At 67.5% G+C, this 26882-nt stretch carries 26 protein-coding genes; 14 read left to right on the plus strand and 12 right to left on the minus strand.

Features of this window, described 5'->3' with window-relative positions; translation table 11 throughout:
* Positions 1-66: 66 nt before the first annotated feature.
* Positions 67-612 carry a WhiB family transcriptional regulator gene (locus AC1DGI_RS07770; RefSeq protein ID WP_476898353.1) on the minus strand — a complete coding sequence of 182 codons (546 nt, stop codon included), beginning with the start codon at positions 610-612 and terminating at the stop codon, positions 67-69.
* Positions 613-962: 350 nt separating this feature from the next.
* Here AC1DGI_RS07770 and AC1DGI_RS07775 point away from each other — a divergent pair, with 350 nt between their 5' ends.
* Positions 963-1679, plus strand: coding sequence for a TIGR03089 family protein (locus tag AC1DGI_RS07775; protein WP_476898354.1), 717 nt, complete (start codon positions 963-965; stop codon positions 1677-1679).
* 83 nt (positions 1680-1762) lie between these two features.
* Here the strand turns inward: AC1DGI_RS07775 and AC1DGI_RS07780 are convergent, their stop codons facing one another.
* Positions 1763-2326: a GtrA family protein gene (locus tag AC1DGI_RS07780; protein ID WP_476898355.1), complete on the minus strand. Its 564-nt coding sequence runs from the start codon at positions 2324-2326 to the stop codon at positions 1763-1765.
* A gap of 253 nt (positions 2327-2579) precedes the next feature.
* On the opposite strand from AC1DGI_RS07780, the gene AC1DGI_RS07785 reads away from it, so the two are divergent.
* The 5 genes from AC1DGI_RS07785 (at position 2580) to AC1DGI_RS07805 (ending at position 8301) form a co-directional block, all read left to right on the plus strand.
* Positions 2580-3728 carry a 5-(carboxyamino)imidazole ribonucleotide synthase gene (locus AC1DGI_RS07785; protein ID WP_476898424.1) on the plus strand — a complete coding sequence of 383 codons (1149 nt, stop codon included), beginning with the start codon at positions 2580-2582 and terminating at the stop codon, positions 3726-3728.
* A gap of 74 nt (positions 3729-3802) precedes the next feature.
* Positions 3803-4327 carry a 5-(carboxyamino)imidazole ribonucleotide mutase gene (purE, locus tag AC1DGI_RS07790; protein WP_476898425.1) on the plus strand — a complete coding sequence of 175 codons (525 nt, stop codon included), beginning with the start codon at positions 3803-3805 and terminating at the stop codon, positions 4325-4327.
* Positions 4328-4338: 11 nt separating this feature from the next.
* Positions 4339-5991, plus strand: a complete 1653-nt coding sequence (locus AC1DGI_RS07795; protein WP_476898356.1) for an LCP family protein — start codon at positions 4339-4341, stop codon at positions 5989-5991.
* A gap of 67 nt (positions 5992-6058) precedes the next feature.
* A complete protein-coding gene (gene manA / locus AC1DGI_RS07800) occupies positions 6059-7327 on the plus strand; it encodes a mannose-6-phosphate isomerase, class I (protein WP_476898357.1) in 1269 nt (422 codons plus the stop codon).
* Between the two features lie 2 nt (positions 7328-7329).
* Positions 7330-8301: a lipid II:glycine glycyltransferase FemX gene (locus AC1DGI_RS07805; RefSeq protein WP_476898358.1), complete on the plus strand. Its 972-nt coding sequence runs from the start codon at positions 7330-7332 to the stop codon at positions 8299-8301.
* Positions 8302-8372: 71 nt separating this feature from the next.
* Here the strand turns inward: AC1DGI_RS07805 and galE are convergent, their stop codons facing one another.
* Complete coding sequence (gene galE, locus AC1DGI_RS07810; RefSeq protein ID WP_476898359.1) at positions 8373-9344, minus strand: UDP-glucose 4-epimerase GalE; 972 nt, start codon at positions 9342-9344, stop codon at positions 8373-8375.
* Between the two features lie 446 nt (positions 9345-9790).
* The gene (gene glpX, locus AC1DGI_RS07815; protein WP_186372267.1) at positions 9791-10813 is read right to left on the minus strand and encodes a class II fructose-bisphosphatase; all 1023 of its coding nucleotides are present in this window, start codon (positions 10811-10813) and stop codon (positions 9791-9793) included.
* A 212-nt stretch (positions 10814-11025) separates the two neighbouring features.
* Between glpX and AC1DGI_RS07820 the strand changes: the two genes are divergently transcribed.
* From AC1DGI_RS07820 to AC1DGI_RS07840, 5 genes are all read left to right on the plus strand, one after another.
* Complete coding sequence (locus AC1DGI_RS07820; RefSeq protein ID WP_476898360.1) at positions 11026-11715, plus strand: DUF4245 domain-containing protein; 690 nt, start codon at positions 11026-11028, stop codon at positions 11713-11715.
* 10 nt (positions 11716-11725) lie between these two features.
* Positions 11726-12340 (plus strand): carbonic anhydrase, encoded by a 615-nt coding sequence (locus AC1DGI_RS07825; RefSeq protein ID WP_441401287.1) that lies wholly within the window; start codon positions 11726-11728, stop codon positions 12338-12340.
* 64 nt (positions 12341-12404) lie between these two features.
* Positions 12405-13841, plus strand: a complete 1437-nt coding sequence (locus AC1DGI_RS07830) for a class II fumarate hydratase (protein WP_441401289.1) — start codon at positions 12405-12407, stop codon at positions 13839-13841.
* A gap of 118 nt (positions 13842-13959) precedes the next feature.
* The gene (locus AC1DGI_RS07835; protein WP_441401291.1) at positions 13960-14625 is read left to right on the plus strand and encodes a TetR/AcrR family transcriptional regulator; all 666 of its coding nucleotides are present in this window, start codon (positions 13960-13962) and stop codon (positions 14623-14625) included.
* Positions 14622-16331: an MDR family MFS transporter gene (locus AC1DGI_RS07840; protein ID WP_476898361.1), complete on the plus strand. Its 1710-nt coding sequence runs from the start codon at positions 14622-14624 to the stop codon at positions 16329-16331. Before AC1DGI_RS07835 ends, AC1DGI_RS07840 begins: the two co-directional genes overlap by 4 nt.
* A gap of 25 nt (positions 16332-16356) precedes the next feature.
* Here AC1DGI_RS07840 and AC1DGI_RS07845 read toward each other — a convergent pair whose 3' ends face one another.
* Both AC1DGI_RS07845 and AC1DGI_RS07850 read right to left on the minus strand, forming a co-directional pair.
* Positions 16357-16827 carry an NUDIX hydrolase gene (locus AC1DGI_RS07845; protein ID WP_441401295.1) on the minus strand — a complete coding sequence of 157 codons (471 nt, stop codon included), beginning with the start codon at positions 16825-16827 and terminating at the stop codon, positions 16357-16359.
* A 9-nt stretch (positions 16828-16836) separates the two neighbouring features.
* Positions 16837-17376, minus strand: coding sequence for a prepilin peptidase (locus AC1DGI_RS07850; protein WP_441401297.1), 540 nt, complete (start codon positions 17374-17376; stop codon positions 16837-16839).
* Between the two features lie 94 nt (positions 17377-17470).
* Here AC1DGI_RS07850 and AC1DGI_RS07855 point away from each other — a divergent pair, with 94 nt between their 5' ends.
* On the plus strand, positions 17471-18121 hold the full coding sequence (locus AC1DGI_RS07855) for a GNAT family N-acetyltransferase (protein ID WP_476898362.1): 651 nt from the start codon (positions 17471-17473) through the stop codon (positions 18119-18121).
* 359 nt (positions 18122-18480) lie between these two features.
* Here the strand turns inward: AC1DGI_RS07855 and AC1DGI_RS07860 are convergent, their stop codons facing one another.
* Together AC1DGI_RS07860 and AC1DGI_RS07865 are read right to left on the minus strand one after the other, a co-directional pair.
* On the minus strand, positions 18481-19923 hold the full coding sequence (locus AC1DGI_RS07860) for a PhoH family protein (protein ID WP_476898363.1): 1443 nt from the start codon (positions 19921-19923) through the stop codon (positions 18481-18483).
* Between the two features lie 235 nt (positions 19924-20158).
* Entirely contained in the window at positions 20159-20920 is a 762-nt protein-coding gene (locus AC1DGI_RS07865) for an isoprenyl transferase (protein WP_441402509.1), read from the minus strand.
* A 283-nt stretch (positions 20921-21203) separates the two neighbouring features.
* On the opposite strand from AC1DGI_RS07865, the gene trhA reads away from it, so the two are divergent.
* On the plus strand, positions 21204-21845 hold the full coding sequence (trhA, locus tag AC1DGI_RS07870; protein ID WP_441402510.1) for a PAQR family membrane homeostasis protein TrhA: 642 nt from the start codon (positions 21204-21206) through the stop codon (positions 21843-21845).
* Between the two features lie 140 nt (positions 21846-21985).
* On the opposite strand, the gene AC1DGI_RS07875 is transcribed toward trhA, so the two are convergent.
* The 4 genes from AC1DGI_RS07875 to mca form a co-directional block, all read right to left on the minus strand.
* Positions 21986-22663, minus strand: coding sequence for an HAD family hydrolase (locus tag AC1DGI_RS07875; RefSeq protein WP_476898364.1), 678 nt, complete (start codon positions 22661-22663; stop codon positions 21986-21988).
* Positions 22660-24873: a thioredoxin domain-containing protein gene (locus AC1DGI_RS07880; protein WP_476898365.1), complete on the minus strand. Its 2214-nt coding sequence runs from the start codon at positions 24871-24873 to the stop codon at positions 22660-22662. Before AC1DGI_RS07880 ends, AC1DGI_RS07875 begins: the two co-directional genes overlap by 4 nt.
* Positions 24845-25228 (minus strand): hypothetical protein, encoded by a 384-nt coding sequence (locus AC1DGI_RS07885; protein WP_476898366.1) that lies wholly within the window; start codon positions 25226-25228, stop codon positions 24845-24847. The genes AC1DGI_RS07880 and AC1DGI_RS07885 overlap by 29 nt, the downstream gene beginning before the upstream one ends.
* A gap of 76 nt (positions 25229-25304) precedes the next feature.
* Entirely contained in the window at positions 25305-26210 is a 906-nt protein-coding gene (gene mca / locus AC1DGI_RS07890; RefSeq protein WP_476898367.1) for a mycothiol conjugate amidase Mca, read from the minus strand.
* 111 nt (positions 26211-26321) lie between these two features.
* On the opposite strand from mca, the gene AC1DGI_RS07895 reads away from it, so the two are divergent.
* On the plus strand, positions 26322-26780 hold the full coding sequence (locus AC1DGI_RS07895) for a DUF4307 domain-containing protein (RefSeq protein ID WP_441402585.1): 459 nt from the start codon (positions 26322-26324) through the stop codon (positions 26778-26780).
* Positions 26781-26882: the final 102 nt, after the last annotated feature.

Here is a 26882-nt window from a genome sequence, read left to right on the forward strand (position 1 = left end):
TCCTGGGGAGATAGTCACCGCCGTCGTGGGTTACGACGACGGCGGTGACTCGTACTTCTTGAAGAATTAGACTGCTCGCTTCCTAAGCCGGCGGCGCTCCCGCTCGGAGAGGCCGCCCCAGATGCCGAAGCGCTCGTCGTTGGACAAGGCATATTCCAGGCACTGTGAGCGCACGTTGCACGCACCGCACACCTTCTTGGCGTCGCGGGTGGAGCCTCCCTTTTCCGGGAAGAAGGCCTCCGGATCGGTTTGCGCACAAAGCGCATCCGTCTGCCATCCCAGCTCGCCTTCATCGTCGAAGTCCTGCCGGGCGGGCAAGCCGATCCACACCGGCTGGGCGGTGGTTCCGGGGTGCAGGGTCTGGAGTTCCATTGGCGGATCGAGCGGGTCGTTGTCCGACTCCGGGTTCCCCGCCAGCAATGCTTCGTGGGCCGCGAGGAAGGCCGTGGCCTGGTCCTGCAGCGAATCCTTGGTGCTTTCGTTGTACCGCTCAGCGGCATCCGGATCGGCCGGGTCCAAATACCAGTCGCTGGGCACGCCCCGCGAACGGTACTTTGCCGTCGCCTGGCCGGCGACGACTTCATCTTCATGGATACGCTCTGCAAGCCCCATTGGCGTTTCCCTCTCTGATTTGCAGCCTTTGCCTGACCCTCGGACACTCGGTTGTGTGTCGGCTGATGCGCATTGGCTTTCGATACCTAATTACACGTGTGTAAGTATCCGGGAGTCAAGCGGCAGCGGGAATAATAATCACGTTCGGCGGCAATATCGGTCCACGCCACGCCCGAGATTTTTCCCAACTCCCTTGCAGTACCGGGAAAATCATCAGCGTGCTGAGCACTTTCGAGGATTTTTATTGACTTTTAGGGAAATCTGCGGTGGCCGTCCTCCGCCGGAGAAGCAAGCACCTGGCTGCACGTGTGACCGAGATCACGGTCCGCGGGCCGTGGCAAGATGACAGCATGAACATCCCGGCAATCGAACTTATGACAGCCCTGCGTTCGGGCCAGTCCACCTCCCCGCGGCTGACCTGGTACGGACCGGACGCCGAACGCGTGGAACTTTCCGGGCATGTGCTGGACAACTGGGTGGCCAAGAGCAGCAACCTGCTCCAGGACGAGCTGGACGCGGAACCGGGAACACGGCTGCGCTTGGATTTGCCCGCGCACTGGAAGTCGGTCGTGCTCGCTCTGGCAGCTTGGCAGCTCGGCATGGAGGTGGTGCTCGACGACGCGGACGCCGAACTGCTCGCCACCACGGAGCCCGGCCCCGGCGCGGCAACAGGAGCCTTCGACGCCGTCATCGCGGTGGCGCTGCCGGCCCTGGCAATGCGCTGGCAGGGCGTACTGCCCTCCGGCGTCGTGGACTACGCCGCCGAGGTGCGCTCCCACGGCGACGTGTTCATGCCCCATGTGGAACCCGAAGCCGGCCGCCGCGCCGTCCGAGCCGACGGCGGCGCCGTCCACACCCACGGCGAGTTGTTGCAGGGTTTCGCCGTGGCCCACGACGACAGCCTGCGGCTGCTGGTGAAGGCCGGCGATGGCCTGGCAGCCGCCTTGGCGCAGTCTCTGGGAGTTTGGAGGAGCGGCGGCTCGGTGGTGCTCGTGCACCCGGACGTCGCGGTGACGGAGCGGCTGCTCAGCGACGAGCGAGTGTCCGCAGACACCCAGGAGCCCTAGAAAAGGGCGGGCGCGCGGCGCGCGGCGCGCGGCGCGGGCCGAGCGCCCGGGTCGTTCTATCTGTCCGGGTCGCCGGGGTCGTTCTAGGACTTGGGGTCGGGATGGGCCGGATCCGCGGCACCCTGCTCCGGGACGGTGACGCCCGGCTGGGTGTGCGGCGGCCGGTCGATGATTTCGTGATCGTGCGAGAACTCCGGCTCGTCGTCGAGTTCCTTGTTGAAGACCAGGAACCGGTAGGCAAAGAACCGCACCACCGTCGCGACGAGGATGCCGACAATTCCGGCGGAGAAGAGCATGTTCTTGTCCGTGATTCCCATGCCGTACTTGGCGAGGGCGGTGAGGCCGGTGGAGATGCCGATACCAATGCCGTTAATCAAGACGAACATCATGAATTCGCGCAGCACGTTGGCCTGGCGGCGGTGGCGGAAGGTCCAGAAGCGGTTCGCGATCCAGGAGAAGATCGTGGCGACTGTGGCCCCGACGAACCGGGCCTTCGCTTCGCTGTCGGACATGGCGCCGTGCATCAGGTAGTAGGTCAGGCCGTTGTCGATGACGAAGGCGACACCGCCGACGGCGCCGAACTTCGCCACTTCGCGCCAGAAGAGCGAGGCAAGGCCGCGCATCCGGTCCGCAAGTGTGTTAATCATGACCCTCCGTGGCCTTTTGAATCGGTTGGCCAGATGGCCGACGGCCCATTTTAGCGCCGTTTCCCGGGTGGACGCCCCGGCCTCCTCTAATCCGGCGCGAGGATCAGGGTGGTTCGTGCCAGTTTACGCCGCAATAATGGCCCTGTTTCCGGGGGCCGGGCGCGCGGCGGCCGGTTCCTGTGAGCTTTTCGGTAGGCTGGTAGACGTGACTTTTCCTGTAATCGGGGTGGTTGGCGGCGGCCAGCTTGCCCGCATGATGGCTCCGGCCGCCACCGCCCTCGGCTTCGAACTCCGCGTCCTGGCGGAGTCTGAAGACGTCTCCGCGGTCGCTGCCGTGGCCACGGCCCCCGTCGGCGACTACACCGACCTCGACCAGTTGCTGGAGTTCTCCCGCGGACTGGACGTCCTTACCTTTGACCATGAGCACGTCCCCACCGGTCACCTGCGCGCGCTGATCGATGCCGGCGTCAACGTCCACCCGGGCCCGGACGCGCTGGTCAACGCCCAGGACAAGTTGGTGATGCGTGCCGCGATCGACCGGCTGGAACTTCCCAACCCGCGTTGGGCCGCCGTGGCCGACGTCGACGCTCTCGTCGCTTTCGGGGACGACACCGGCTGGCCAGTCGTGCTGAAGACGCCGCGCGGCGGCTACGACGGCAAGGGGGTGCGGATCGTTGCCTCTGCTTCGGAAGCCGCGGACGCCGCGGACTGGTTCGAGGCCATGTCCCCGCTCCTGGCCGAAGCCAAGGTGGAATTCAGCCGTGAGCTTTCAGCGATGGTCGCCCGTACCCCCGACGGTGAAACGCGGGCGTGGCCCGTGGTCCACACCATCCAGGTCGACGGGGTCTGCGACGAAGTCATCGCCCCCGCCCTGCACATCCCGCTGGAGGTCGCCGCCGCGGCGGAGGACGCCGCGGTCCGGATCGCGAACGAGCTCGGCGTCACCGGTGTCATGGCCGTGGAGATGTTCGAAACCCCTGGTGTCGGTGCCGGCTTCCTGATCAACGAACTCGCCATGCGCCCGCATAACACCGGCCACTGGACTCAGGACGGGTCAGTCACGAGCCAGTTCGAACAGCACCTGCGCGCCATCCTGAACCTGCCGCTCGGGGCCACCGAACTTCTCGGACCCGTCGTGGTCATGAAGAACTTCCTCGGCGGCGCGAACCAGAACCTGTTCTCCGCCTACCCCGCAGCCTTGGCCAGTGAGCCGGCCGCCAAGGTCCACTGCTACGGCAAGGCCGTGCGGCCTGGCCGCAAGATCGGCCACGTCAACCTCGTCGGTGCCGCCGCCGCCGACGTCGACTCCGTCCGGCGGCGCGCCGGCGTCGTCGCCAACATCATCCGGGACGGGCGGGCACCTGCCGGCGCCGCGCCGGAAACCTCCGAGGAGAGCGCGTGAACCCCAGCAACGAAGCCCCAGGATCCGCAAACCGGGCCGCCGGCACCGGGAACGGCCCGATCGTGGGCCTCGTGATGGGCTCCGACTCCGATTGGCCGGTGATGGAGGCCGCCGCCGAAGCGCTGGCCGAATTCGGCATCCCCTTCGAGGCAGACGTCGTCTCCGCCCACCGGATGCCCACCGAAATGATCCGTTACGGGCAAACCGCCCATCAGCGCGGCCTGCGGGTGATCATCGCCGGCGCCGGCGGCGCCGCGCACCTGCCGGGCATGCTCGCCTCGGTGACTCCGCTGCCGGTAATCGGGGTACCCGTGCCGCTGAAAACCCTGGACGGGATGGATTCGCTCCTGTCCATCGTGCAGATGCCGGCCGGTGTGCCGGTCGCCACGGTCTCCATCGCCGGTGCCCGCAACGCCGGGCTGCTCGCGGTGCGGGTGCTGGCCTCCGGCACCGATGCCCTCGCGGACCGGCTCCGGTCCGCTCTGGTGGAATTCGCGCAGGAGCTCAACGACTCCGCCACCCGGAAAGGCGCGAACCTGCGCAGCAAGGTGGCCGACGTGTTCTCCGATGAAACCAGCGCCACACGGAGCGGCCAGTAAGGATCCAGCCCATGAGCAATGGTTTCGCCGCTGCGGCGGAAAAGACGCGGCCCCGAGGGAGCCTGACGGATCCGGTCCGTTATCCCTCCGGGTCGGCCCCGGGGATCCTTTCAAAGCGCGCCTTCCTGCTGATCCTGCTGACGCTCCTGGTCCCGGGCAGCGCCCAGCTGGTCGCTGGCAACCGCAGGCTGGGGCGGACCGCGCTCCGTGTCACGCTCTCGGTCTGGGCCCTGCTCATTGTGGCCCTCGTGGTGCTCGTGGCCTCCCGCCCGACCCTGATCAACGTCATTACCAACCCCATCACCTCGCTCCTGCTGGTCGTCGTGCTCACCGCGCTCGCCCTGGGCTGGGCGGCATTGTTCCTCAACACCCTGCGCCTGATCCGGCCGGTGCTGCTCGAGACCGGGATGCGCGCCGCCGTCGTCCTGACTCTGGTCCTGGCCATGCTGCTCAGCAGCGGCAGCCTGGGCTACGCGGCGTACCTGCTCAACGTCGGCCGGACCGCGATCGGCACGATCTTCGCCAACGGACCCGCGATGGAGCCGTCCGAGGGCCGCTACAACTTCCTGATGATGGGCGGCGACGCCGGGGCCGACAGGACCGGCCGCCGGCCGGACAGCCTGTCCGTGATCAGCGTGGACGCCAAGACCGGCCAGTCCGCCATCATCTCGATCCCCCGCAACCTCCAGAACGCCCGGTTCAGCGACGACTCGCCGATGCGGAAGATCTACCCTGACGGCTACGACTGCGGCGATGAGTGCCTCATCAACGCCATCAACACCGAGGTCACCGACAAGTACAAGAACCTCTACCCGGGGGTGGAAGACCCGGGCGCGCAGGCCACCCTGGAGGCGGTCTCCGGCACCCTCGGCATCAAGGTGCAGGCCTACGTCTTGGTGGACATGGATGGCTTCGCCAAACTAATCGACGCGATGGGCGGCATCAAGATCAAGGCCGGCGGCTGGGTCCCCATCAGCGGCGAGACGATCGACGAGGCCAACGGCATCCACGGCATGCCGCTGGGCTGGATCCCGGCCGGGGACAACACCTTGGACGGCTACCACGCTCTTTGGTACGGGCGCTCCCGCGAGTTCGTCGACGATTACGCACGTATCGCCCGCCAGCAGTGCGTCCAGCAGGCCATGCTCAAGCAACTGGATCCGGCAACCCTGCTGTCGAAGTTTGAGGACATCGTCAAGGCCGGCACTAAGGTGGTCGATTCCAACATCTCCGCCAGCCAGCTGGGCAGCTTCGTGGACCTGGCGATGAAGTCCAAGGGCCAGCCCGTGAGCCGCCTGACCATCGGGCCGCCGGACTTCGACGCCTCGTTCTCCACCGTTCCCGACTTTGACCGGATCCACCAGGCAGTGGACAAGCTGCTCGGCCCCGCCCCGGCTGCGGGGGCGTCGGGCGATTCGTTCCGTCAGCCGGCTGCCGCGCCCGGGCCGCTCGCCGCCGCGGGTCCCCGGCCGGCCGCCGTGCCGGGCACCCGGCCCGGCACCCAAGCGTCGCCGTCGCCGTCGTCGTCTGATTTCACCCCCGTGACCACCACGCCCGAGGGCGAACCGATCACCGAACAGATCCTCAACGATTTCAAGCGCAACGGCGATGAACAGTCAATCCGGAACCTCGTGGCCACCAATGGACAGTGCGCCCCGCTCTAGCCCCTGACCTCCGCCCCCCATTCCAGCAGCTCCAGCCACCGGCTCTCCACGAGCAGACAGGGACCCCGTGTACGAACTTGAGAACGTCCTCCGCCCCTACGCGTGGGGGTCGACCACGGCCATCGCCGGGCTGCTCGACCGGCCGGCGACCGGCGGCCCGGAGGCCGAACTGTGGGTCGGCGCCCACCCGGACTCCCCGTCCACGGCGCTCAACGCCGGCGGGGCCGCTGGCACGGCCGGCGGCAGGGTGCCCCTCGACGCGCTGATCGCCCGTGACCCGGAGCATTACCTGGGCAGCGAGAGCGTGGCCGAATTCGGGGCGCGGCTGCCCTTCCTGCTCAAGGTCCTGGCCGCCGAGAGCCCGCTCTCGCTGCAGGTACATCCCACGCTGGACCAGGCGCGGGCCGGGTACGCCCGCGAGGATGCGGCCGGCGTCGGCCGCGGCGCCGCCACGCGCAACTACAAGGACGACAACCACAAACCGGAAATGATCTTTGCCCTGACGCAGTTTGAGGCGCTGTGCGGCTTCCGGCCCGCAGCACAGTCGCGGGCCGTGCTCCTGCACGTTGCCGAGTGCTTCGAGCTGGCCGGTCTGGAGCTCCCGCCGCTCATTCCGCGGCTGCTCGACGATTTGGCACAGCCAGACGAACCGGCCGCCCTCCGGTGCGCCTTCGAACGGCTCATCGCCGGCGGCGAGGAAGTCGCCGCGGCGACGGCCGCCGTCGCCGCCGCGCTCCTCTCCGGGGCGCCCATGAGTTCATACGTGGCGGAACTGACCACGGTGGTGAAGCTCAACGAGGAGTACCCCGCGGATCCAGGCGTGCTGATTTCATTGCTGCTGAACCGAATCTCGCTCGCGCCCGGCGAGGCCGTCTACCTGCCCGCCGGCAATGTGCACGCCTACCTGCACGGCCTGGGCATCGAAGTGATGGCCTCATCGGACAACGTGCTCCGCGGCGGGCTGACGCCGAAATTCGTCGATGTGCCGGAGCTTCTGAACACCATCGCCTTCGAAGCTGTCGGGGTACCGCGGCTCAGTGCCGAGACCACGATGCTGGACCAGGAGCTGTTCCGGCCGCCGTTCCGGGAATTCCAGCTGCAGCGGGTGGAGCTGCAACCCGGCGCGGAGCCGGTCCCGCTGGCACAGTCCGGTGCCGCAGTCATCATTGTGGTCTCCGGGGCGGTGCTGCTGGACTCCCCCAAGGGCGATCTGCAGCTGGAACGCGGCGCTTCCGCCTTCCTGCCGGCCGCCGAGGCCCCGGTTAACGTGCACGCTGTTGCCGGTGCCACGGGGCCGGCCGTCGCCTTTGCCGTCACGACTGGAATGAAGAACTGACCATGGATTACTTTCTGCAGGGTCCGTACTGGGCCGACGTCCAGCGTGCTTTGGGCCGCACGGTCCACGAACAGACCGGCGACGGCTGGCGTTTCCTAGCCGTAGAGGAGAGCAACCCGGCCGGCAAACTGCTCTACGTGCCGTACGGGCCACTGGCCGATTCCCTCACCGCCTTCGACTCGGCGCTGGAGACCCTGACCGGGCTGGCCCGCAGTTGCGGGGCGGTGTTTGTCAGGGTGGAACCGGTCTGCGCCGGCTTTGACCGCTCCGACGCCGATACCGTGCTGCGTAGCCGGGGATTGCTCCCTGCGCCGGCAAACCTGCAGCCGGAGCTGAGCTGGGTCGTGGATCTGGACCGGGAATTCAAGGACGTCCTGGCTGACATGAAGCCCGTGAACCGCAACCTCTACCGCAACATCCATAAAAAGGGCGTGACTTTCCGGTCCAGCCAGGACCCCGCGGAGATTTCCATACTGCTGGGGTTCCTGCATCTGACCGCGGCGCGCAACGGGTTCAAGCCCCAAAGCGACCAGTACCTCAGCCAAGTGGCTCGGTCGCTGATGCCCGCCGGCGCCGCTACGCTCTTCGTCGCGGAACTGGAAGGCGAGCCGATCGCGGCGGCCCTGGCCTACGACTCGGCGGACACCCGCACCTACGCCCACGCCGCGCTGGACGACGCACACCGCAAGCTCAGCGCGGGCATTCCGTTGCTCGTCACCCTGATGGCCGACGCCAAGGAAAAGGGCCTCCAGCACGTAGACCTCTGGGGCGTCGCACCGGCCGACCAGCCCGATCATAAGTGGGCCGGCTTCACTACATTCAAGAAATCGTTCGGCGGCCGTGAGGTCGCGTACCCGGGGACCTGGGATCTGCCGGTGAAGAAGTTTCGCTACGGCGCGTATCAACAGGCCCGGAAGGCCGCGCAAAACGGGAAGAAACTTCTCCGATTGCTCCGCGCGAAGGTCGGGCGCTAAGGCCCCGTCGCGCCCGGGCGGCTAGGCCTCGACGGCGGTACCTGGGCGGCTACCGCCCCGAGCGGCTAGGCCTAGACGGCGGTTACAGCGCGCATCTGCGCCTCGTACGCGCTGGCAACCATGTCTTCCACGCTGTGACGCATTTTCCAGTCCAGGTCCCGGGCCGCCAGGGTGCCGTCGGCGACGATCCGATCGGGGTCTCCGGGCCGCCGGGGCCCAATTTCCGGTTCGAAGTCGATGCCGGTGACCTGCGCCATGGCGGTCATGATCTGCCGTACGGACAATCCGTCGCCGGAACCGAGGTTGTAGACGCGTTCCAACGTCCGGCCGCCGGCAAGGGCCTGCGCAGCCGCCACGTGGGACGCAGCGAGGTCGGCCACGTGGACATAGTCGCGGACGCAGGTGCCGTCGGCGGTGTTGTAGTCTGTGCCGTTGATCCTCGGGGTCTTCCCGGACGTCAAGGCCCGGAGCACGATCGGGAAGAGATTATGCGGGCTCGTGTCGTAGAGCTCGGGCGAGCCGGATCCGACGACGTTGAAGTAGCGCAGCGAGGTGTGCCGCAGGCCGCGGGCTACGCCCTGGTCGCGGATGAGCCACTCACCGATGAGTTTGCTCTCGCCGTAGGGAGACTCGGGCCGCGTTGGAGTGTCTTCGGTGACGATATCGACCCTGGGGGTGCCATAGGTGGCCGCGGACGAGGAGAAGACCAGATTCTCGACGCCGGCAAGCTCCATCGCCTTCAGCAACTGCGCCGTGCCGGTCACATTCTGCTCATAGGTGAGCAACGGTTCCTGCACCGAAACCCCGGCGTATTTGAAGCCCGCGAGGTGGATCACACCGGTCACGGCGTGGTCTCGCATGGTTCGGGCCAGCAGCTCGTCGTCGAGGATGCTCGCGTGCACAAATGGCACGTCGTCCGGAACGAACTCCCGGTGCCCGCTGGAGAGCGAGTCCACCACCACGGACGGAATCGATGCCGCGCGCAATGCGGCAACCACGTGAGATCCGATATATCCAGCACCGCCGGTAACAAGCCAAGTCATGGCCCCACCCTATCCAATGCCGGACGGGACCGGTGAACGCAGCCCCAGGAACAGCTGCGGCGGCTTGTTCCGAGGGACATGCCCATTCTTCGTCGCTAACCCAGTGGGACATGCCCATTCTTCGAGCCCTCGGCGGGACATAGGGGCATATGTCCCTGGGCTGCGCAATGAACGGGACATGCCCATTCTTCGTAGCCCGCCCGGGGCGCATGCCCATTCTTCGTAGCCCGCCCAGGTGGGCATGTCCAACGTTCGTAGCCGGCCCGGGTGGACATGTCCAACGTTCGTAGCCGGCCCGGGTGGACATGCCCATTCTTCGTAGCCAGACCGGGGGGACATGCCCAGTCTTAAACACGAACAGTGGACAGAATGTGCTTCTGTCCACTGTTCGTGGTTCGCGCTGAGCATGTCCACCGGCCGGGAGGCCGCGGGCGGGAGGCCGCGGGCTAGTGCTTGCGGGCGTAGCCCTCCCACTTGCTGGCCTGGTGCTCGCCGTCCACGAAGCGGATGGTGCCCGACTTGGAGCGCATCACGATGGACTGGGTGAGGACCTTGTCCTTGGAGTAGCGCACACCCTTGAGCAGGTCGCCGTCGGTGATGCCCGTGGCGGCGAAGTAGCAGTTGTCGCTCGAGACCAGGTCGTTGGTGGAGAGCACCCGGTCGAGGTCGTGCCCGGCGTCGATCGCCTTCTGCTTCTCCTCGTCACTGGTGGGCCAGAGCCGGCCCTGGATGACGCCGCCGAGGGACTTGATCGCACAGGCCGCGACGATGCCTTCCGGGGTTCCGCCGATGCCCATCAGGGCATCGACGCCGGTGCCGGCACGAGCGGCCGCGATGGCGCCGGCGACGTCGCCGTCCATGATGAACTTCGTGCGGGCGCCGGCCTCGCGGATCTCCTCGACCAGCGGGCGGTGCCGGTCACGGTCCAGGATCATCACGTTGAGCTGGTTGACCTTGACCCCCTTGGCCTTGGCGATCAGGTGCAGGTTCTGCTTCACCGGCAGGCGCAGGTCGACCATGTCGGCGGCCTCGGGCCCGGTGACGAGCTTCTCCATGTAGAACACGGCGGAGGGGTCGAACATGGAACCCCGCTCAGCCACGGCCAGGACCGCCAGGGCGTTGTTGATGCCGAGGGCGGTCAGCCGGGTCCCGTCGATCGGGTCGACGGCGACGTCGCACTCGGGGCCGGTGCCGTCGCCGACACGCTCACCGTTGAACAGCATTGGCGCTTCGTCTTTTTCGCCTTCTCCGATGACCACGACGCCGTTGAAGTGCACGGTCTGCAGGAAGGAACGCATGGCGTCAACGGCGGCGCCGTCGGCCTTGTTCTTGTCGCCGAAGCCAACCCAGTGGCCGCCGGCGATCGCCGCCGCCTCGGTGACACGGACCAGTTCCAGGGCCAGGTTGCGGTCAGGCTCATCGATTCCGACGGCAAGCGACGGGGAAAGCGTGGAGTACTTCTGGGTCATGGACGCTGGTGACACGTGAACCTCTTCTTCGAGTGGCGATCATTGAACCCGCGGCATCCGGTCTCCGGCTGCCGCGGTGATTCGACTGTTACTGATCATAGTCGCGGCGGTCCCGATCGGTCATGGAATGACCACACCGCGAAACCGCCCGCCGCCGGACGGCGCCCGCCAGCCGAGTGTGAGAACGGCCCGGAATGGGCGACTATAGAGGGGTGAATGAATTGCAGGAAACGCCGCCCGAGGCTCCCGGATCGCCGGCCGGCGGAACGGCGCCCGACGCTGACAGCACCGCCAGTGACCAGCCCGTCAAGCCCGTCATCCGCGCCGCGGCGGCAAAGCGGGCCAACGCATCGGTGATCGGCATGATCATCGCGTTGGTGGTGAGCATCGGCGCTTTCCTCCCGGTGGTGCTGATGAACCCGTCGCCCAACGGCGACGGCTACCGCCCGAATATCAACGTCAGCGCCATCGCCCAGAACGCCGCCGGTGTGGCGGGATTCACACCCGTGACGCCGGAAATCGGCGACACATTCCGTTCGAATTACGCCCGCTGGGAGTCCGGTTCCGGCAGCGGGGTGGCGACCTGGCAGGTCGGCTACCTGACGCCGAAGGAGTCCTTCATCGCCCTGGTACAGACCCGGCAGCCGAATCCGACGTGGCTGCAGCAACAGACCAAAAGCGCGCCGGTGACCGGCACCCGGAACGCCGGCGGACGTGACTGGCAGCTGCGCGACACCGGCAAGGGCGAGAAGAGCATGGTGCTCGACTACCGCGGGACCACGGTGGTCCTGACCGGGCCGGCACAGCTGGAAGAGTTCTCGGTGCTCGCCGCAGCGGTCGTGAAGTCGCTGGACAGCAACCCGGCGGCCACCGTTTCACCTTCGGCCACGCCGGCGCAGTAAAGTAAGCACGGTGACTACTCAACTGACCCCCGCCCTCGCTTGGCACCGCCTGCGCGAAGGCAACGCGCGTTTTGTCGCCGGCGAATCCTCGCACCCGAACCAGGACGCCTCGCGGCGGTCCTCGCTGGTGGAGACTCAGCATCCCTTCGCCGTCATCTTTGGCTGCGCGGATTCCCGCCTGGCCGCGGAGATCATCTTCGACTTGGGCCTGGGTGACGCATTCGTAGTCCGGACCGCCGGCCAGGTGATCGACGACGCCGTGCTCGGCTCGATCGAATACAGCATCGGCGTGCTCGGCGTGCCGCTGATTGTGGTCCTCGGCCACGACAGCTGCGGCGCGGTCATCGCCACGAAGAACGCCGTGGAGACCGGGCAGATGCCGGTCGGGTTCATCCGCAGCCTGGTGGAGCGCATCACGCCGTCCGTCCTGACCTCGCTGCGCAACGACCAGCACGACGTCCACGACATGGTGGTGGAGAACGTCAAGCAGACGTCGCAGCGCCTTGTGGACAGCTCCCGGGTGATTTCCGACGCCGTTGAAAGCGGCCGCGCGGCCGTGATCGGGCTGGCCTACAGCCTCGCCGAGGGCCGGGCCGACCTGGTTTCCGGAATCGGCGAGCTCTAGCAGCCGGGATTCCGCCGCAGGTCACGGTTTTCGGTGGGACGCCTTGGCCCAATAAGCTAGCCCCATGACTTCCACAGCAGATTTGAACACTGAAGAATTCCGGATTGAACACGACACGATGGGCGAAGTCCGCGTCCCGGTGAACGCGCTGTACCGCGCCCAGACGCAGCGCGCGGTCGAAAACTTCCCGATCTCGGGCAAGACCCTGGAACGAACCCACATCGAGGCACTCGCCCGGGTGAAGAAGGCTGCCGCCCAGGCCAACGCGGAACTGGGAGTGCTCGACGGTGAGCTGGCCCAGGCCATTGCCGACGCCGCCGACGAGGTCGCCACCGGCAAATACGACGGCCACTTCCCGATTGATGTGTTCCAGACCGGGTCCGGAACCTCCTCGAACATGAACACCAACGAAGTCATCGCCGAACTCGCGTCCCGCGCACTCTCGGCCGCCGGCAGTGACAAGGTGGTCCACCCGAACGACCACGTGAACGCCTCGCAGTCCTCCAACGACGTCTTCCCGACCTCGGTCCACGTCGCTGCCACGTCCGCGCTGATCAATGACCTGATCCCGGCCCTCGGCTACCTGGCGGAGTCCCTGGAGCGCAAGGCGGTGGAGTTCAAGGACGTCGTGAAGTCCGGCCGCACGCACCTGATGGATGCCACCCCGGTAACCCTCGGCCAGGAGTTCGGCGGCTACGCGGCGCAGGTCCGCTACGGCATCGAACGCATCAACGCTTCCCTCCCCCGCGTCGCCGAAGTTCCGCTGGGCGGCACCGCCGTCGGCACCGGCATCAACACCCCTGCGGGCTTCCCCGAGCGCGTGATCGAAATCCTCGCCGCGGACACCGGTCTGCCGCTGACGGAGGCCCGCGACCACTTCGAGGCCCAGGCCAACCGCGACGGCCTGATCGAGGCGTCCAGCCAGCTGCGCAACATCGCGATCTCCTTCATGAAGATCAACAACGACCTGCGCTGGATGGGCTCCGGCCCCAACACCGGTCTGGGCGAAATCGCGATCCCGGACCTGCAGCCCGGTTCCTCGATCATGCCGGGCAAGGTCAACCCGGTCATCTGTGAAGCGTCCATCATGGTGGCCGCCCAGGTCATCGGCAATGACACCGCCATCGCCTGGTCCGGCACCAACGGGGCCTTCGAACTAAACGTCGGCATCCCGGTGATGGCCGCCAACCTGCTCGAATCCGTCCGCCTCCTGGCCAACACCAGCCGCGTCATGGCCGACAAGATGATCGACGGCATCACCGCGAACGTCGAGCGCGCCCGCTTCCTCGCCGAGGCGTCGCCGTCCATCGTGACGCCGCTGAACAAGTACATCGGCTATGAGAACGCCGCCAAGATCGCCAAGAAGGCCGTCGCGGAGGGCCTGACCATCCGCGAGACCGTCGTCGCGATGGGCTTCCTGGAGCGCGGCGAGCTGACCGAAGAGCAGCTGGACACYGCCCTGGACGTCATGTCGATGACGCGCCCGCCGCACAAGGCCTGATTTCCCGCCAAGCACGACGGCGGCGGCCCCCTTCCCAGCGAAGGCGGGCCGCCGCTGGTGTTTAAGGCCACATCTGCCAATCTTGCACTAAACGAGCAGGAGTGCAAAACTTTACTTTGTGAGTAATAGTGCACCAATTGGCGGAGGGCTCCGCAGCCGAAAGCGGGCCGCGACGCGGGCCGCCATCACCGCCGTCGCGCGTGCCCTGACAGCGGAGCGCGGCCTGAACGGATACACGGTGGAAGAGGTCTGCGAGCGAGCGGACATTTCACGCCGCACGTTCTTCAACTACTTCCCCACCAAGGAAGACGCCATCCTCGGCCACGCGGACGACGAGGTTCCTGCCGACGTTCTTGAGGATTTCATCTGCGGTGGCGAGTCATCGGCGCCCGGTGAAATCTCGCCGACCCTGTTCCAGGACCTCATCGCGCTGACCCTGAAGCTGTCAGAAAACATGGTCTCCTCTCCGGAGGAAACCCGCCAGCTGATCGGGGTGATCAAGAAGGAACCCCAGCTCATGCTGAGGATCATTGGTGCCACGGACGAACGCGAGAGGGAATTCGCTGGCGTCCTCGCACGCCGCGAGGGCGTCTCCCCGGATCACCCGGTTGTCCAGATGGCCGTCGTGCTGCTCGCCAACATCGCCCGCAAAACGAGCATGACTTTTTTCTCCGAGGGCAACACGCGCCCGTACCCGGAGCTGCTGCTGGCCAACGTCTCGGCCGCCCGGCAACTCTTCACCCAGAACTTCACAGAACCCGTCTCCGCAAAAGGACAACAATGAGCACCACCGTAGGTACCAAAGCGGCGGCGGCCCCGCTGCTGCTGACCCAGAAACGCATCTGGATCATCTTCTCCGCCCTCATCGCGGGAATGCTGCTCTCCAGCCTGGACCAGACCATCGTCTCCACCGCCATGCCCACCATCGTCGGCAAGCTCGGCGGCGTCGAGCACCAGGCCTGGATCACCACGGCCTACCTGCTGGCCACCACCATCGTCATGCCGATCTACGGGAAGTTCGGCGACATCCTCGGCCGCCGGAACCTCTTCCTCGTGGCAATCGCCCTGTTCACCCTGGCCTCGGTGGGCTGCGCCTTCGCGACCGATTTCTGGGGCTTTGTCATCTTCCGGGCCGTCCAGGGCCTGGGTGGCGGTGGCCTGATGATCCTCTCCCAGGCCATCATCGCGGACATCGTGCCCGCCAAGGACCGCGGCAAGTACATGGGCCCGCTCGGCGCGATCTTCGGCCTCTCCGCCGTCGCCGGCCCGCTGCTGGGCGGTTTCTTCGTGGACCACCTGACCTGGGAATGGGCCTTCTACATCAACATCCCCATCGGCATTGCCGCGTTCACCATTGCCTGGTTCACCCTGACGCTGCCGAACAAGAAGGCCGAAAAGCGGATCGACATTCTCGGGGTGCTGTTGCTCTCCGCGGCCACCACCTGCCTTATCTTCTTCACCGACTTCGGCGGCAAGAAGGACCAGGGCTGGGATTCCCCGGTGACCTGGGCCTTCGGCGCCGGCGTCGTCCTTGCCGCCGCCGCATTCATCCTGGTGGAGCGCCGGGCCGAGGACCCCATCATCCCGCTGAGCCTGTTCAAGAATCCGATCTTCATCAAGGCCACCGCTATCGGCTTCACGCTCGGCCTCGGGATGTTCGCCGCGATCGCCTTCGTCCCGACCTTCCTGCAGATGTCCTCCGGCACCTCCGCCGCGGAGTCCGGACTGCTGATGCTGCCCATGATGGTGGGCCTGATGGGCATGGCCATCTTCTCCGGCATCCGGATCTCCAAGACCGGCAAGTACAAGATGTTCCCGATCCTGGGCGGGGTCCTCACAATTGCCGCCATGCTGTGGCTGACCACACTGACGGCGGCGACTCCCATCTGGGTCATCTGCGTCCAGCTGTTCATCTTCGGTGCGGGCCTCGGCTCGATCATGCAGGTGATCGTCCTGGTGGTACAGAACTCCGTGCCGGCCGAACAGATCGGCACCGCCACCAGCACCAACAACTACTTCCGCGAGGTCGGCGCCTCGCTGGGCGTCGCGGTGTTCGGCTCGATCTTCACCTCCCGGCTCTCGGAGTCGCTGACCAAAGCCTTCACGGGTGCCGGCGCCTCCAGCGCGGACGCGTCGCAGTCCACCAAAACACTGGATCCGCAGGCCCTCAGCCAGCTGCCCGCCCAACTCAAGGACGCAATCGTTAACGCCTACGCGGATTCGCTCGCTCCGGTCTTCTGGTACCTGCTGCCGTTCCTCGGCATCGCGCTGCTCCTGGCGTTGACGCTGAAGCAGATCCCGCTCTCGGACACCGCCGGAATGGTGGCCCGCGGCGAGGCAGTGGGCGGCGAGGAAGCTGAACGGCTCGAGGCTGAACGGGCCGCTGTCCGCCACCCTGCCGACGGCACGGAACCCGTGGACACCGTCCCGGCGAAGGGAGATCAAACGTCCGGCAACGACGACGCCGATCTGGCCCGCCTGCACGGCTGACCGACCGGGCCGCAGCAGGGGCGGTTCAGCTGCGGAAGTGTGCCTCGCCGTCGGGCTCGCTGGCCCGTTCGATCGCCTCCAGGTGGCCGGGCAGAAGCTCGGGGAAGTCGGCCGGCCGGAACCAGCCCACGGCGAGGGATTCGTCGTCGTTGACACGCGCCTCGCCGGAGACGAAGCGGCACCGGAAGACCAGGGTCAGGAAGTGGCAGACGTCGCCGTTGGGATAGGTGGTGGGACCGACGGTGTCCACCGAAACCAGCCGCTCGGCGACGGCAACCACCCCGGTCTCCTCCAGGACCTCCCGCAATAGGCCGGCCGCGGGCTCCTCCCCCGGTTCAAGGATCCCGGTGATCAGCCCCCAGCGGCCGTTGTCGGCCCGCTGGCCGAGCAGGACCCTGCCGTGATCGTCAAATACCACGGCCCGGGCACCCGGAATCCAGAGGGTGTCGTGGCCGATCTTCGCGCGCAGATTCAGGATGAAATCGGGGGTGGCCATGCCGTCAGCCTAACCCGCAGGCAGCAGCATCGCGGCCGCCGCCCCGGCCAACATGAACGGTCCGAACGGAATATCCGATTTCATCGTTCCCCGCCGAGTTACCAGCAGGGCCAGGCTCCAGAGGCCGCCGAACAGGAACGCCGCAAACGTTCCGGCAAACACGTGACCCCAGCCCAGGAACCCCAGATACAGGCCCAGCACCCCCGCGAGCTTGACGTCGCCAAAGCCCATCCCCGGCGGGTAGACGGCCCGCAGCAGGAAGTAGAACAGCCATAGGACCGCGCCGCCGGCCACGACCCGGAGCCCGGGCACCCCGAAGAGTCCGGCGCCGCCGTCGGCCCCGGCGGATGACTGGAACGTGGTAGCCCCGAGCAGCAGGAGACCGGCAACCGCATACGAGGGGAAGATGATCCGGTTGGGCAGCAGATGGTGCCTGACGTCGATGACGGTCAATCGAGCCGCCATCAGGAGGTAATAGGCGCACGCCAGGAGTACCAGCCAAAAGGCCGGCGGGGCGGCTCCCCCCAGTTCGCCGAGACGATGGATCACCCTCGGATGCTACTGGATTTTGCCGCTCCCGCGCCGCTCCCTGACCGGGTATCGGTGACTGGCGACCGCGGCTCCCCACCGCTAGGCTTCCGGGATGACTGCGCCCGACTCCTATTGGCCCCCTTTCGCCCTCTCACTCACCACGCCCCGCCTCATGCTCCGGCCCGTCCGCGACGAGGACATCCCGGCCGCGGTACAGGCGGCCCTGAGCGGCATCCACGAACCCGGCCGCAGCCCGTTCAGCAGGCCCTGGGCCGAATCCCCCGCCGAAGAGCTCGGCCCGACCATGGCGCAGTGGTACTGGCGCTGCCGCGGAAACATGTCGCCGCAAGAATGGACCCTGCTGCTGGGCATCTGGCACGACGGCGAGTTCCTCGGATGCCAAGACATCGAAGCCAAGGACTTCGCCACCCTGAAGGCGGTAGGCACAGGTTCGTGGCTCAAACGCAGCGCGCAGGGCCACGGATTCGGCAAGGAGATGCGTGCCGCGGTCGCCCTCTACGCGTTCGACTGGCTCGGCGCCGAAGTCGCGGAGTCCGAGGCGGCCGCCTGGAACCAGCAATCCCTGGGCGTCTCCCGCTCGCTCGGCTACGAACTCAACGGCACCACCCGCGCCAACTGGGGCGGCAAACTCCGGGACACCCAACGGGTCCGACTCACCCCCGCCACCTTCAAACGCCCCGACTGGACCCTCCAAGTCCAAGGCCACGAACCCACCGCGAAATACCTGGGCATCCGGCAGTAGAAGCCGCAAGCGGGGCAACGGCGCCCCGCCGTCGCTTAGACACCTCCCGTCGCTGCGCTTCGGTCGCGGGCGACCTCCGCTTCGCTCTGGTCGGCGATGCGCTCCTTTGCGGGCCACCGCAGCCCCGCGAACGTGAGACCGCACAAGCCGGAGGCGGCCCCTTCGCGTAAAGGCACCGCACCCGCAAGCCGGACGCGGCGCCTTCGCGTAGGAGCGCATCACGGCACATCGGCCCCCAAAGGTCGCCCAGCGACCGTCGGGGGCCGATGGGACGTGTCTAAGCGACGGCGAAGGGACCGCGGCCGGCGAACCCGGCCACAGCCCCCCGCGGAGGCGAGCGAAAGCCCGCGGACGAGACCCTAGATCTCGGCCCCCTCGAGCATGTCCGTGACCAGAGCCGCGATCGGCGAGCGCTCGGAGCGGGTCAGGGTGATGTGGCCGAAGAGCGGGTGGCCCTTGAGGGTTTCGACGACGGCGGCCACGCCGTCGTGCCGTCCGACCCGCAGGTTGTCGCGCTGGGCGACGTCGTGGGTCAGGACGATCTTGGAGTTCTGGCCGATCCGGCTCATCACCGTGAGCAGCACGTTCTTCTCGAGGGACTGGGCCTCGTCCACGATCACGAAGGCATCGTGGAGAGAGCGTCCGCGGATGTGGGTGAGGGGCATGACCTCGAGCATGCCGCGGTCCATGACCTCCTCGACCACTTCCTGGCTGACCAGGGCGCCGAGCGTGTCGAAGACGGCCTGCGCCCATGGGTTCATTTTTTCCGACTCGGAGCCGGGCAGGTAGCCGAGCTCCTGGCCGCCCACCGCGTAGAGCGGACGGAAGACGATCACCTTGCGGTGCTCCCGGCGTTCCAGGACGGCTTCGAGCCCTGCACACAGGGCCAGTGCCGACTTGCCGGTGCCGGCCCGGCCGCCGAGGGAGACAATGCCGACGGACGGGTCCATCAGCAGGTCGATGGCCAGCCGCTGTTCTGCCGAGCGCCCATGCAGGCCGAACACGTCCCGGTCGCCCTTCACTAGGCGGACCTGCTTGTCGGCACCGACCCTGCCCAGGGCGGACCCCCGGCTGGAGAGCAGCACCAAACCGGTGTTCACGGGCAGTTCGGCCGCGGAAGGGATGAAGACCGGCTCGTGCCCATAGAGCGTGGCGACTTCGTCTTCCGCGGCGTCAATCTCGGCGATCCCGGTCCAGCCGGAGTCCTTGACGAGTTCGTTGCGGTACTCGTCGGCGATCAGCCCCATGGCGGAGGCCTTGACCCGCATCGGCAGGTCCTTGGACACCACTGTCACGTCCCGGCCCTCGTTGGAGAGGTTCTTGGCGACGGCGAGGATCCGGCTGTCGTTGTCGCCGCCGCGGAATCCTGCGGGCAGCACGTCAGCGGAGATGTGGTTCATCTCCACCATCAGGGTGCCGCCGTCGTCGCCCAGCGGGATGGGGCGGTCCAGGCCGCCGTGTTCCACCCGGAGGTCGTCAAGGAGCCGCAGCGCCTTGCGGGCGAAGTAGCCCAGCTCCGGGTCGTGCCGTTTGCCCTCTAGTTCGGTGATGACCACGATCGGCACGATGACTTCGTGTTCGGCGAACCGCAGCAGGGCCCGCGGGTCCGAGAGCAGCACGGAGGTGTCGATCACGTAGCTTCGGGCGGTCTCCCGGCCTGCTGTTCCTTCCCCGGAGACAGCAGGACCGGCCGCAGCGTCGGATGTCGCTGTGCCGGTCCGTGAGGTGGCTCGCGTGGCGCGAGAGGTAGCCTTCTTGCCCTGGTCGGAACTGACACCGGGCAGTTGTTCAGAAATAGCCACATCGACTCCAGCCCCGGGCCGCTGGCCCGGATTTGTTATTGGTGAGGCGGCTCGGCCGTGAGGCCGGACGCGGCCTCCCATACACCCGGTGCGAACTTCCGCTCCATGTACTGGCCTCCCCGATCAGCCGGCGGCTTGCCCGCTGATGGGATTAACGTACGTCCAAGGACTGTCGAATTCCGGTCCATTTTCCGGCGATTCTTCTTGCCATCAGATGAAGCCCGGATGAACCGCCTCAGGTCCCGAAGCGGCGCTGCCTGCCGGCGTAGTCGCGCAGGGCGCGGAGGAAGTCCACTTTGCGGAACGCCGGCCACAGGGCCTCGCAGAAATAGAACTCGCTGTAGGCGCTTTGCCACATGAGGAACCCGGAGAGCCGCTGCTCCCCGGAGGTCCGGATCACAAGGTCGGGATCGGGCTGCCCGCGGGTGTACAGGAAGCGCGAGATGTCGTCGACGGTGAGATCGTCGGCCAGTTTGCCGATGTCGGCGCCACGGGCGACGGCGTCGTGCAGCAGTTCCCGGACGGCGTCGACAATCTCGCGGCGGCCGCCGTAGCCGACGGCGACGTTGACGTGGATCTTCTCGTGCACCGGCGTGCGGGCCGTGAGTTTGTTCAGCCGCTCGGCCAGATAATCCGGCAGAAGTTCCGGGGCGCCCATGGCGTTTACCGAGATATCGGCGTCCTCGTCGAGCCGGTCCAGGGTGTTGGCGATGATCCCCATGAGCAGCTCCAGCTCTTCGCCCGAGCGGTTCATGTTGTCGGTGGACAGCATGTATAGGGTGACGACCTTGACGCCCAACTCCTGGCACCAGCCGAGGAATTCGTGGATCTTGTCCGCGCCGGCTTGGTGGCCCTGGCTGGTGGGGGCGTTGAACTGCCGGGCCCAGCGCCGGTTGCCGTCGACCATGACGCCGACGTGCCTGGGGATCCGCTCCGGGTCGAGGGACCGCTGGAGCTTCCGCTCGTAGAAGCCATAAAGGAACCCGGGCAGTTCCATCCGGAGATTCACCTGGCTTCCTTGAGGTCTGACAGCAGTGCATTCCTAGGCTACCCGCCGGAGGGCCCGCGGTGCGCACGCCACTGCCGCGGTACCCGGCCTCGGACCTTGTTACTCAGCGGTAACTTACTGGACCGTAGGTTATTATTGCAGGATGGAGAGCAACAGCCCGGAGCCCGGATCCGAGCGGCCCGCGCCCGGCGAGCGGCCCGTGCACGGCAACCACGGCGAGCACCGGGCCGCGGCCCGCGATAACAGTCCGATGGACGACGCCGCCGTCAGGATCGCCGAACTCCTGATGATCAAACCAAAGTGGCGGGGCTGGATCCATACCGCCACGGCCCCACTGGCGTTCGTGGCGGGCTTGGTCCTGGTGCTCCTCGCCCCCACTCCGGATCTGAAAGTCGCCTCGGCGGTCTACGCCTTCACCGGCGTGCTGCTCTTCGGCGTCAGCGCCGTCTACCACCGCGGCAACTGGTCCCCCGGCGTCAAGATCGTACTGAAACGGCTCGACCACACGAACATCATGCTCGTCATCGCCGGCAGCTACACGCCGCTGGCCTGGGCGCTGCTGGACCGGCCGAAGGCCGTGCTGCTGCTGTGGGTGATCTGGTCCGGCGCGGTACTGGGCGTGCTGTTCCGTCTGCTCTGGACCCACGCCCCGCGCTGGCTGTATGTGCCGATCTACATCGCCCTTGGCTGCGGCGCCCTGTTCTACCTGCCGGACTTCTTCGCCGCCAGCGTCGCCGCCGCGGTGCTCATCTGCGTGGGCGGGGCGCTCTACATTGCCGGCGCCGTGTTCTACGCGTTGAAGAAGCCGAACTTCAGCTACGAGCACTTCGGCTTCCACGAACTCTTCCACGCCTTCACGGTCTTTGCCTTCGCCGCGCACTACATCGCCATCGCGATCGCCGTCCTGGGCTGACCCGGCTCCGCAGCCGCTGGCCCGGCGCCTGCACCCCACGCCTAAGGGACGACGCCGGGACTCTGCGGTGATCCGGCCCGACAGGCCGGTGCGCCGACGTCAAAGGTGAGGAAATCCCGCCCTGCTGTGCCAAGCCAACCTCAGCTGGGCTGTCCGGCTGAGATCAGTTCCGGGAGCTGGCGCATGTCGTGGAAAACTGTGGTGCCTGGGCCCGCCAGCCGCTCGGCGGGCGTGACGCCGCCGGCATAGGCAAACGCATACATCCCCGCGGCCCGCGCCGCCTGGACGCCGTAGGTACTGTCCTCGACGACGGCGCAGCGCTCCGGGGCGGTCCCGAGCGTCCAGGCCGCGTGCAGGAAGAGGTCGGGGGCGGGTTTGCCGTTGGCGACTTCCGTGGCGCTGAAGATGCGGCCGGCGAAGCGGTGCAGCAGCCCGGTCCGGCCGAGTGTCTGCCGCATCTTGGCGTGGCTGCCGCTGGAGGCGACGCAGTGCGGAAGCCGGAGCCGGTCAAGCGCATCTTCCACGCCGTCGACGGCCGTGAGGTCCCGCTCGAAGGCCTCGTGGTACCACTGCTGGTAGGTGCTGTCCCACCCGTCGGCCAGCTGGATGCCCAGATGACGTTCGATAGTCGAAATGAAGTTGGCCTCGCTTTTGCCGACGAAGCGCTGCACGATTTCCTCGATATCCAGCTCCCAGCCAAGATCGGCAAGCACGAGCTGGTCCACCCGGACCGAGATCACCTCGGAATCGACCAGGACGCCGTCGCAGTCGAAGACCACCAGTTCAAAGGGACGCGCAGCCGCAGGGGGAAAAGTCATTCAGCCATGCTAGCCAGTCGTTCCTGGAGCGCCTCGACGGAGCCCACTGGAAGGTCACAGACCATGCCGCGGCAGAGGAACACCTGGGCCGAGCCATCCGGTGCTGTCCGGCCGCGGAGCAGTGGCACCCGCGCCTCGACGTCGGCGGCGGCATCCCCTTCCGGGTCCTGCAGCGCAATCACCAGTCCCGGACTGGGCGAGCGCAGCAGCGTACGGTGCAGCGCCGTCCGCAGCGGCGTGTCCGCTCCGACGACGGCGGCTTCCAGCGGGCCCGCCAGTGCGGCCTGCGCCGTGGCCAGCAGCCAGCCGGCCACCCGGGGTGCGTTGGTGGCCAGCGGCGGCAGCAGGGCGAGGATATTTCCGGCCAGGGAGCGGTGTTCCGCGGAGCCGGAGAGCGCGGAGTAGCTCAGGAGCGCCCCGGCGAACCCGGCGGCTCCGCTGGGGGTGGCGTTGTCGAAGGGATCCATCCCGTCGCGCCCGCCCTGGGCGTTGAAGACCTGCGCCGATTCCCCGGCCGCGTCGCGCAGCTCCCCGCCAGCGGCAAACTGGGCGCACGCGGCCGCCAGGATGTCCTCGGCCAGTTCATACCAGAGGGTCCGCCCGGACACGGCATAGAGCGCGAGCAGCCCCTCCGCGCAGAAGGCGTAGTCCTCGAGGAGTCCCCCGATCCCGCGGGCGGCACCGTCGTGGGATACCCGGACCAGGCGCCCGGGCGCGGCGCCCCGGGCCGGCATCCAGTGCACCCGTTCCAGATAGCCTGCGATGCGTTCGGCGGCACCCAGCAGGTCGGACCGGTCCAGCACCGCACCTGCCTCGGCCAGGGCTGCGATGGCAAGTCCGTTCCAGCCGGCGACCACCTTGTCGTCCCGGGCAGGTTGGGGCCGCGCCGTCCGGGAACGCAGCAGCACGGGCCGCGCCCGCCGCCACAGGTCATCGTCCGGACCATCCAGCCTTCGGCCCGGGTGCAGCGGCGAACCGGTTTCCGACACGGCGCCCCGGGGGTGGACGTTCATCATCCGTGCGAGGGCATGTCCGTCCGCGGGTCCCAGCAGTGCGCTGAGCTCCTCGGGTGTCCAGAGGTAGCTGGCCCCTTCGGAGTGCACCCCGTCCACCACGGTGTCCGCGTCAAGGGACGATGCCAGCGCCGCCGGAGCCCCGGAGTCCCCCGAAATGTCGGCGCCGCCGGGGCCGGTGCTGCCGAGTCCGAGCGCGGCGAGCATCCAGTCCGCGGTGCTGCCAGCGACGGCGGCGGCCTCCTCGGCCGTATACCCTTCCGTGCCGCCAAGCCGGACCCAGTGGACGTAGCAGCGCAGCAGCTGGGCATTGTCGTAGAGCATTTTCTCGAAGTGCGGTACGGACCAGTCGCGCGTCACGGAGTAGCGCGCAAAGCCGCCGTCGAGCTGGTCGAACAAGGCCGACCGAGCCATTGCGGCGAGCGTGCGTCCCGCCAGCCCGCGAGCGGTCTCCGCCGTGTCGGAGGCTACGGCGGCGTGCCGGATCAGGAACTCCAGCACCGCCGACGGCGGGAATTTGGGGGCCGCGCCGAAACCTCCGGCCGCATCCTCGGAGCGGGACAGTTCTCGCACTGCCGCGGAGAGCAGGGCCGCATCCGGGGCCGGCGCGGGGCCGTCCAGCCGGACGGCGGAGCCGGCCTGCGCGGCGGCAATTCCGCGTGCCAGCGCGTCGGCACTCGCTTCGACGGCGGTGCGGCGTTCCAGCCACGCCTCGCGGACCGCTTCCAGCACCTGGCGGAAGGAGGGCCGGCCGGGCATGGGCCGGGGCGGATAGTAGGTGCCGGCGTGGAAGGCCCGGCCGTCCGGCAGCAGGAAGACTGACATCGGCCAGCCGCCCTCGCCGCTGATCGCCTGCGTGGCGGCCATGCAGACCGCATCGACGTCGGGACGTTCCTCGCGGTCCACCTTGATGGCGACGAAGTTGGCGTTCAGGAAGGCGGCGGTGTCGTGATCCTCGAAGGACTCCCGGGCCATGACGTGGCACCAGTGGCACGCCGCGTAGCCGATCGACAAGAAGACCGGCACGTCGCGGGCCTCGGCGAAGCCGAACGCCTCATCGCCGAAGGGGCGCCAGTGCACGGGGTTGTCCGCGTGCTGGCGGAGGTAGGCAGAAGGTTCCCCGCCCAGCGCGTTGGCCGCACCGGGCGAAGCAGCGGAGGAGCCGGGCTCAGCGGTTCCCGGAGCCGGCGTCACCATTGGCCTCTGGCGGGGTATCGGCACGACCGGCGGCCGGCCATTGCTTCCCGTCCCGGCCATGCAGGCCGGCCCGGTGCGGCGCGGCCCCGGGAGCTCCGGCGCCGGGATGCCCGGTCCCGGGAAGCGCAGGGACATCCGCCTCGGAGCGCTCTTCTTCCACCTGCGCACGATAGCGGACCCGGCGGATCCTGCGCACCATATCCACAATCAGCAGCGCGGTGAGCACCACGATGAATGCGGTCAGCAGGAAGCCCAGCAGGCCCGGGGTGACCTGATCCTGGTCGAGCCCCGGGCGCAAGGACGGCGACGGAGCGGGCGCCGGGGATGTCGCCAGGGCGATGAGCAAGGAATGCACGGTGGAAACCTTCTGTGGGGAGTATCTTCGGCAGGACTTCCATTGCTTCTACGCAGCATAGAAGTCCCTGCTGGATCTATCTTAGCCCGGCAAAGAAGTCCGTTTCGGGCACGTCTGCCTGGACCCGGGACTGGATCAGCGAGTAGTCCTCCCACGGCCAGGTCTGCCGCTGCATCGCCGGCGAGACAGCGAAGAAAAAGCCCTCCGGATCGACCTGGGTGCGGTGGCAGCGCAAGGCGTCGTCGCGGGCTTCAAAGAAGTTCCCGCACTCGATCTGGGTCGTGGTGGGGTGGGTGGGCGCCGGCGGCGTGTGGCCCTCGGCGTCGGCCTCCAGCCAGGCCGCGAGCCGTTCTGCGTACGGTGACTGCAGGCCGGCTTCCTCAAGCGCATAGTGCAAGGCGCGGAAGCGTTCCGGGCTGAAGGCCCGGTCGTAGTAAAGCTTGCCGGGTTCCCAGGCCGCGCCCGTGCCGGGGTACCGCGCCGGGTCGCCGGCGGCTTCGTAGGCCTCGACGGCGACGCGGTGCGCCATGATGTGGTCCGGGTGCGGGTAGCCCCCGTTCTCGTCGTAGCTGAGGATGACGTGCGGCTTGAAAGCGCGGACCAGCCGGACCAGCGGCGCTGCCGCACGTTCCAGCGGCAAGGTGGCGAAAGAACCGGTCGGCAGCGGCGGGAGCGGGTCGCCTTCGGGCAGCCCCGAGTCGACGAAGCCCAGCCAGCGCTGGCGGATGCCCAGGACCCGGGCAGCGTTGTTCATTTCCAGCCGGCGGGCGCCCGCCATGTCCCGCTTGGGGTGCGGCGCCTTCTCCATCGCGGGGTTTTGAATGTCGCCGCGGGAACCGTCGGTGCAGGTGGCCACCATGACGTCTACGCCGGCGGCCGCGTACATGGCCATCGTCGCGGCACCCTTGCTGGACTCGTCGTCGGGGTGGGCGTGGACGGCTAGGAGCCGGAGCGGAGCCGGCTGGCTGGGGGGCGCTGTCATCGTCGGACGGCTCCTCTTTCTCTTGCGGATTTTTCTGCTGCGAATTCGGTGCTGCGCGGGCGGAACGGGAGTGCGGACTTTCGCACGCCCGATCCACACTAAACTGGATTGGTGACTTCCGAGGAGCAGCCTGCCCCGCCCGCGCCGGCACCTACCAGCCTAGCCAATCGTTACGGCGGTCAAAAGCGTGCGCTGAGCGGCAAGACGCGGCGGGCCGTTCTGGTCGCCGGCGTCGCGGTCGGAATCGGCTTCCTGGCGTGGGTCTCGACGTCAGCGGCCACCGAATCGGTCAGCTTCAAGGACCTTGGCTACAGCACCCCGGACGCCACCTCGGCCGAGATCGATTTCCAGGTCATCAAGAATCCCGGCACGGCCGCCAAGTGCGCGGTCAAGGCCCTGGACTCCAAGTTCGCCGTGGTTGGCTGGAAGGTCGTGGACATCGGTCCCAACGCGGCCGAGGACGGCGCCGACGGCGGCCGCACGACGGTGCACCGGACCACGCTGCGCACCGAATCACAGTCCGTGTCCGCCGTCGTCGACGGCTGTTGGATCCCGGCCGCGTCGAAGTAAGGCATCCCCCCCGCGGGAAGCGGCTCCCGGCGTAACACGGTGTGATCTGCACCGCAGCCGTTCTTGGGTTTATCCACAGCATTGACTACAATGGATCAATAC

It is taken from the genome of Arthrobacter sp. 05N428_2, assembly GCF_056397065.1.

Coding starts and splice junctions, on each gene's coding strand:
- AC1DGI_RS07880 (WP_476898365.1), bottom strand. CDS start 24,873: ATGGTGACGCCGGCTCCGGGAACCGCTGAGCCCGGCTCCTCCGCTGCT.
- AC1DGI_RS07865 (WP_441402509.1), bottom strand. CDS start 20,920: ATGGAACTGCCCGGGTTCCTTTATGGCTTCTACGAGCGGAAGCTCCAG.
- purE (WP_476898425.1), top strand. CDS start 3,803: ATGGGCTCCGACTCCGATTGGCCGGTGATGGAGGCCGCCGCCGAAGCG.
- AC1DGI_RS07855 (WP_476898362.1), top strand. CDS start 17,471: ATGACTGCGCCCGACTCCTATTGGCCCCCTTTCGCCCTCTCACTCACC.
- AC1DGI_RS07785 (WP_476898424.1), top strand. CDS start 2,580: ATGATGGCTCCGGCCGCCACCGCCCTCGGCTTCGAACTCCGCGTCCTG.
- AC1DGI_RS07775 (WP_476898354.1), top strand. CDS start 963: ATGAACATCCCGGCAATCGAACTTATGACAGCCCTGCGTTCGGGCCAG.
- AC1DGI_RS07780 (WP_476898355.1), bottom strand. CDS start 2,326: ATGATTAACACACTTGCGGACCGGATGCGCGGCCTTGCCTCGCTCTTC.
- glpX (WP_186372267.1), bottom strand. CDS start 10,813: ATGACCCAGAAGTACTCCACGCTTTCCCCGTCGCTTGCCGTCGGAATC.
- galE (WP_476898359.1), bottom strand. CDS start 9,344: ATGACTTGGCTTGTTACCGGCGGTGCTGGATATATCGGATCTCACGTG.
- AC1DGI_RS07795 (WP_476898356.1), top strand. CDS start 4,339: ATGAGCAATGGTTTCGCCGCTGCGGCGGAAAAGACGCGGCCCCGAGGG.
- AC1DGI_RS07805 (WP_476898358.1), top strand. CDS start 7,330: ATGGATTACTTTCTGCAGGGTCCGTACTGGGCCGACGTCCAGCGTGCT.
- AC1DGI_RS07875 (WP_476898364.1), bottom strand. CDS start 22,663: ATGACTTTTCCCCCTGCGGCTGCGCGTCCCTTTGAACTGGTGGTCTTC.
- AC1DGI_RS07840 (WP_476898361.1), top strand. CDS start 14,622: ATGAGCACCACCGTAGGTACCAAAGCGGCGGCGGCCCCGCTGCTGCTG.
- mca (WP_476898367.1), bottom strand. CDS start 26,210: ATGACAGCGCCCCCCAGCCAGCCGGCTCCGCTCCGGCTCCTAGCCGTC.
- AC1DGI_RS07770 (WP_476898353.1), bottom strand. CDS start 612: ATGGGGCTTGCAGAGCGTATCCATGAAGATGAAGTCGTCGCCGGCCAG.
- AC1DGI_RS07845 (WP_441401295.1), bottom strand. CDS start 16,827: ATGGCCACCCCCGATTTCATCCTGAATCTGCGCGCGAAGATCGGCCAC.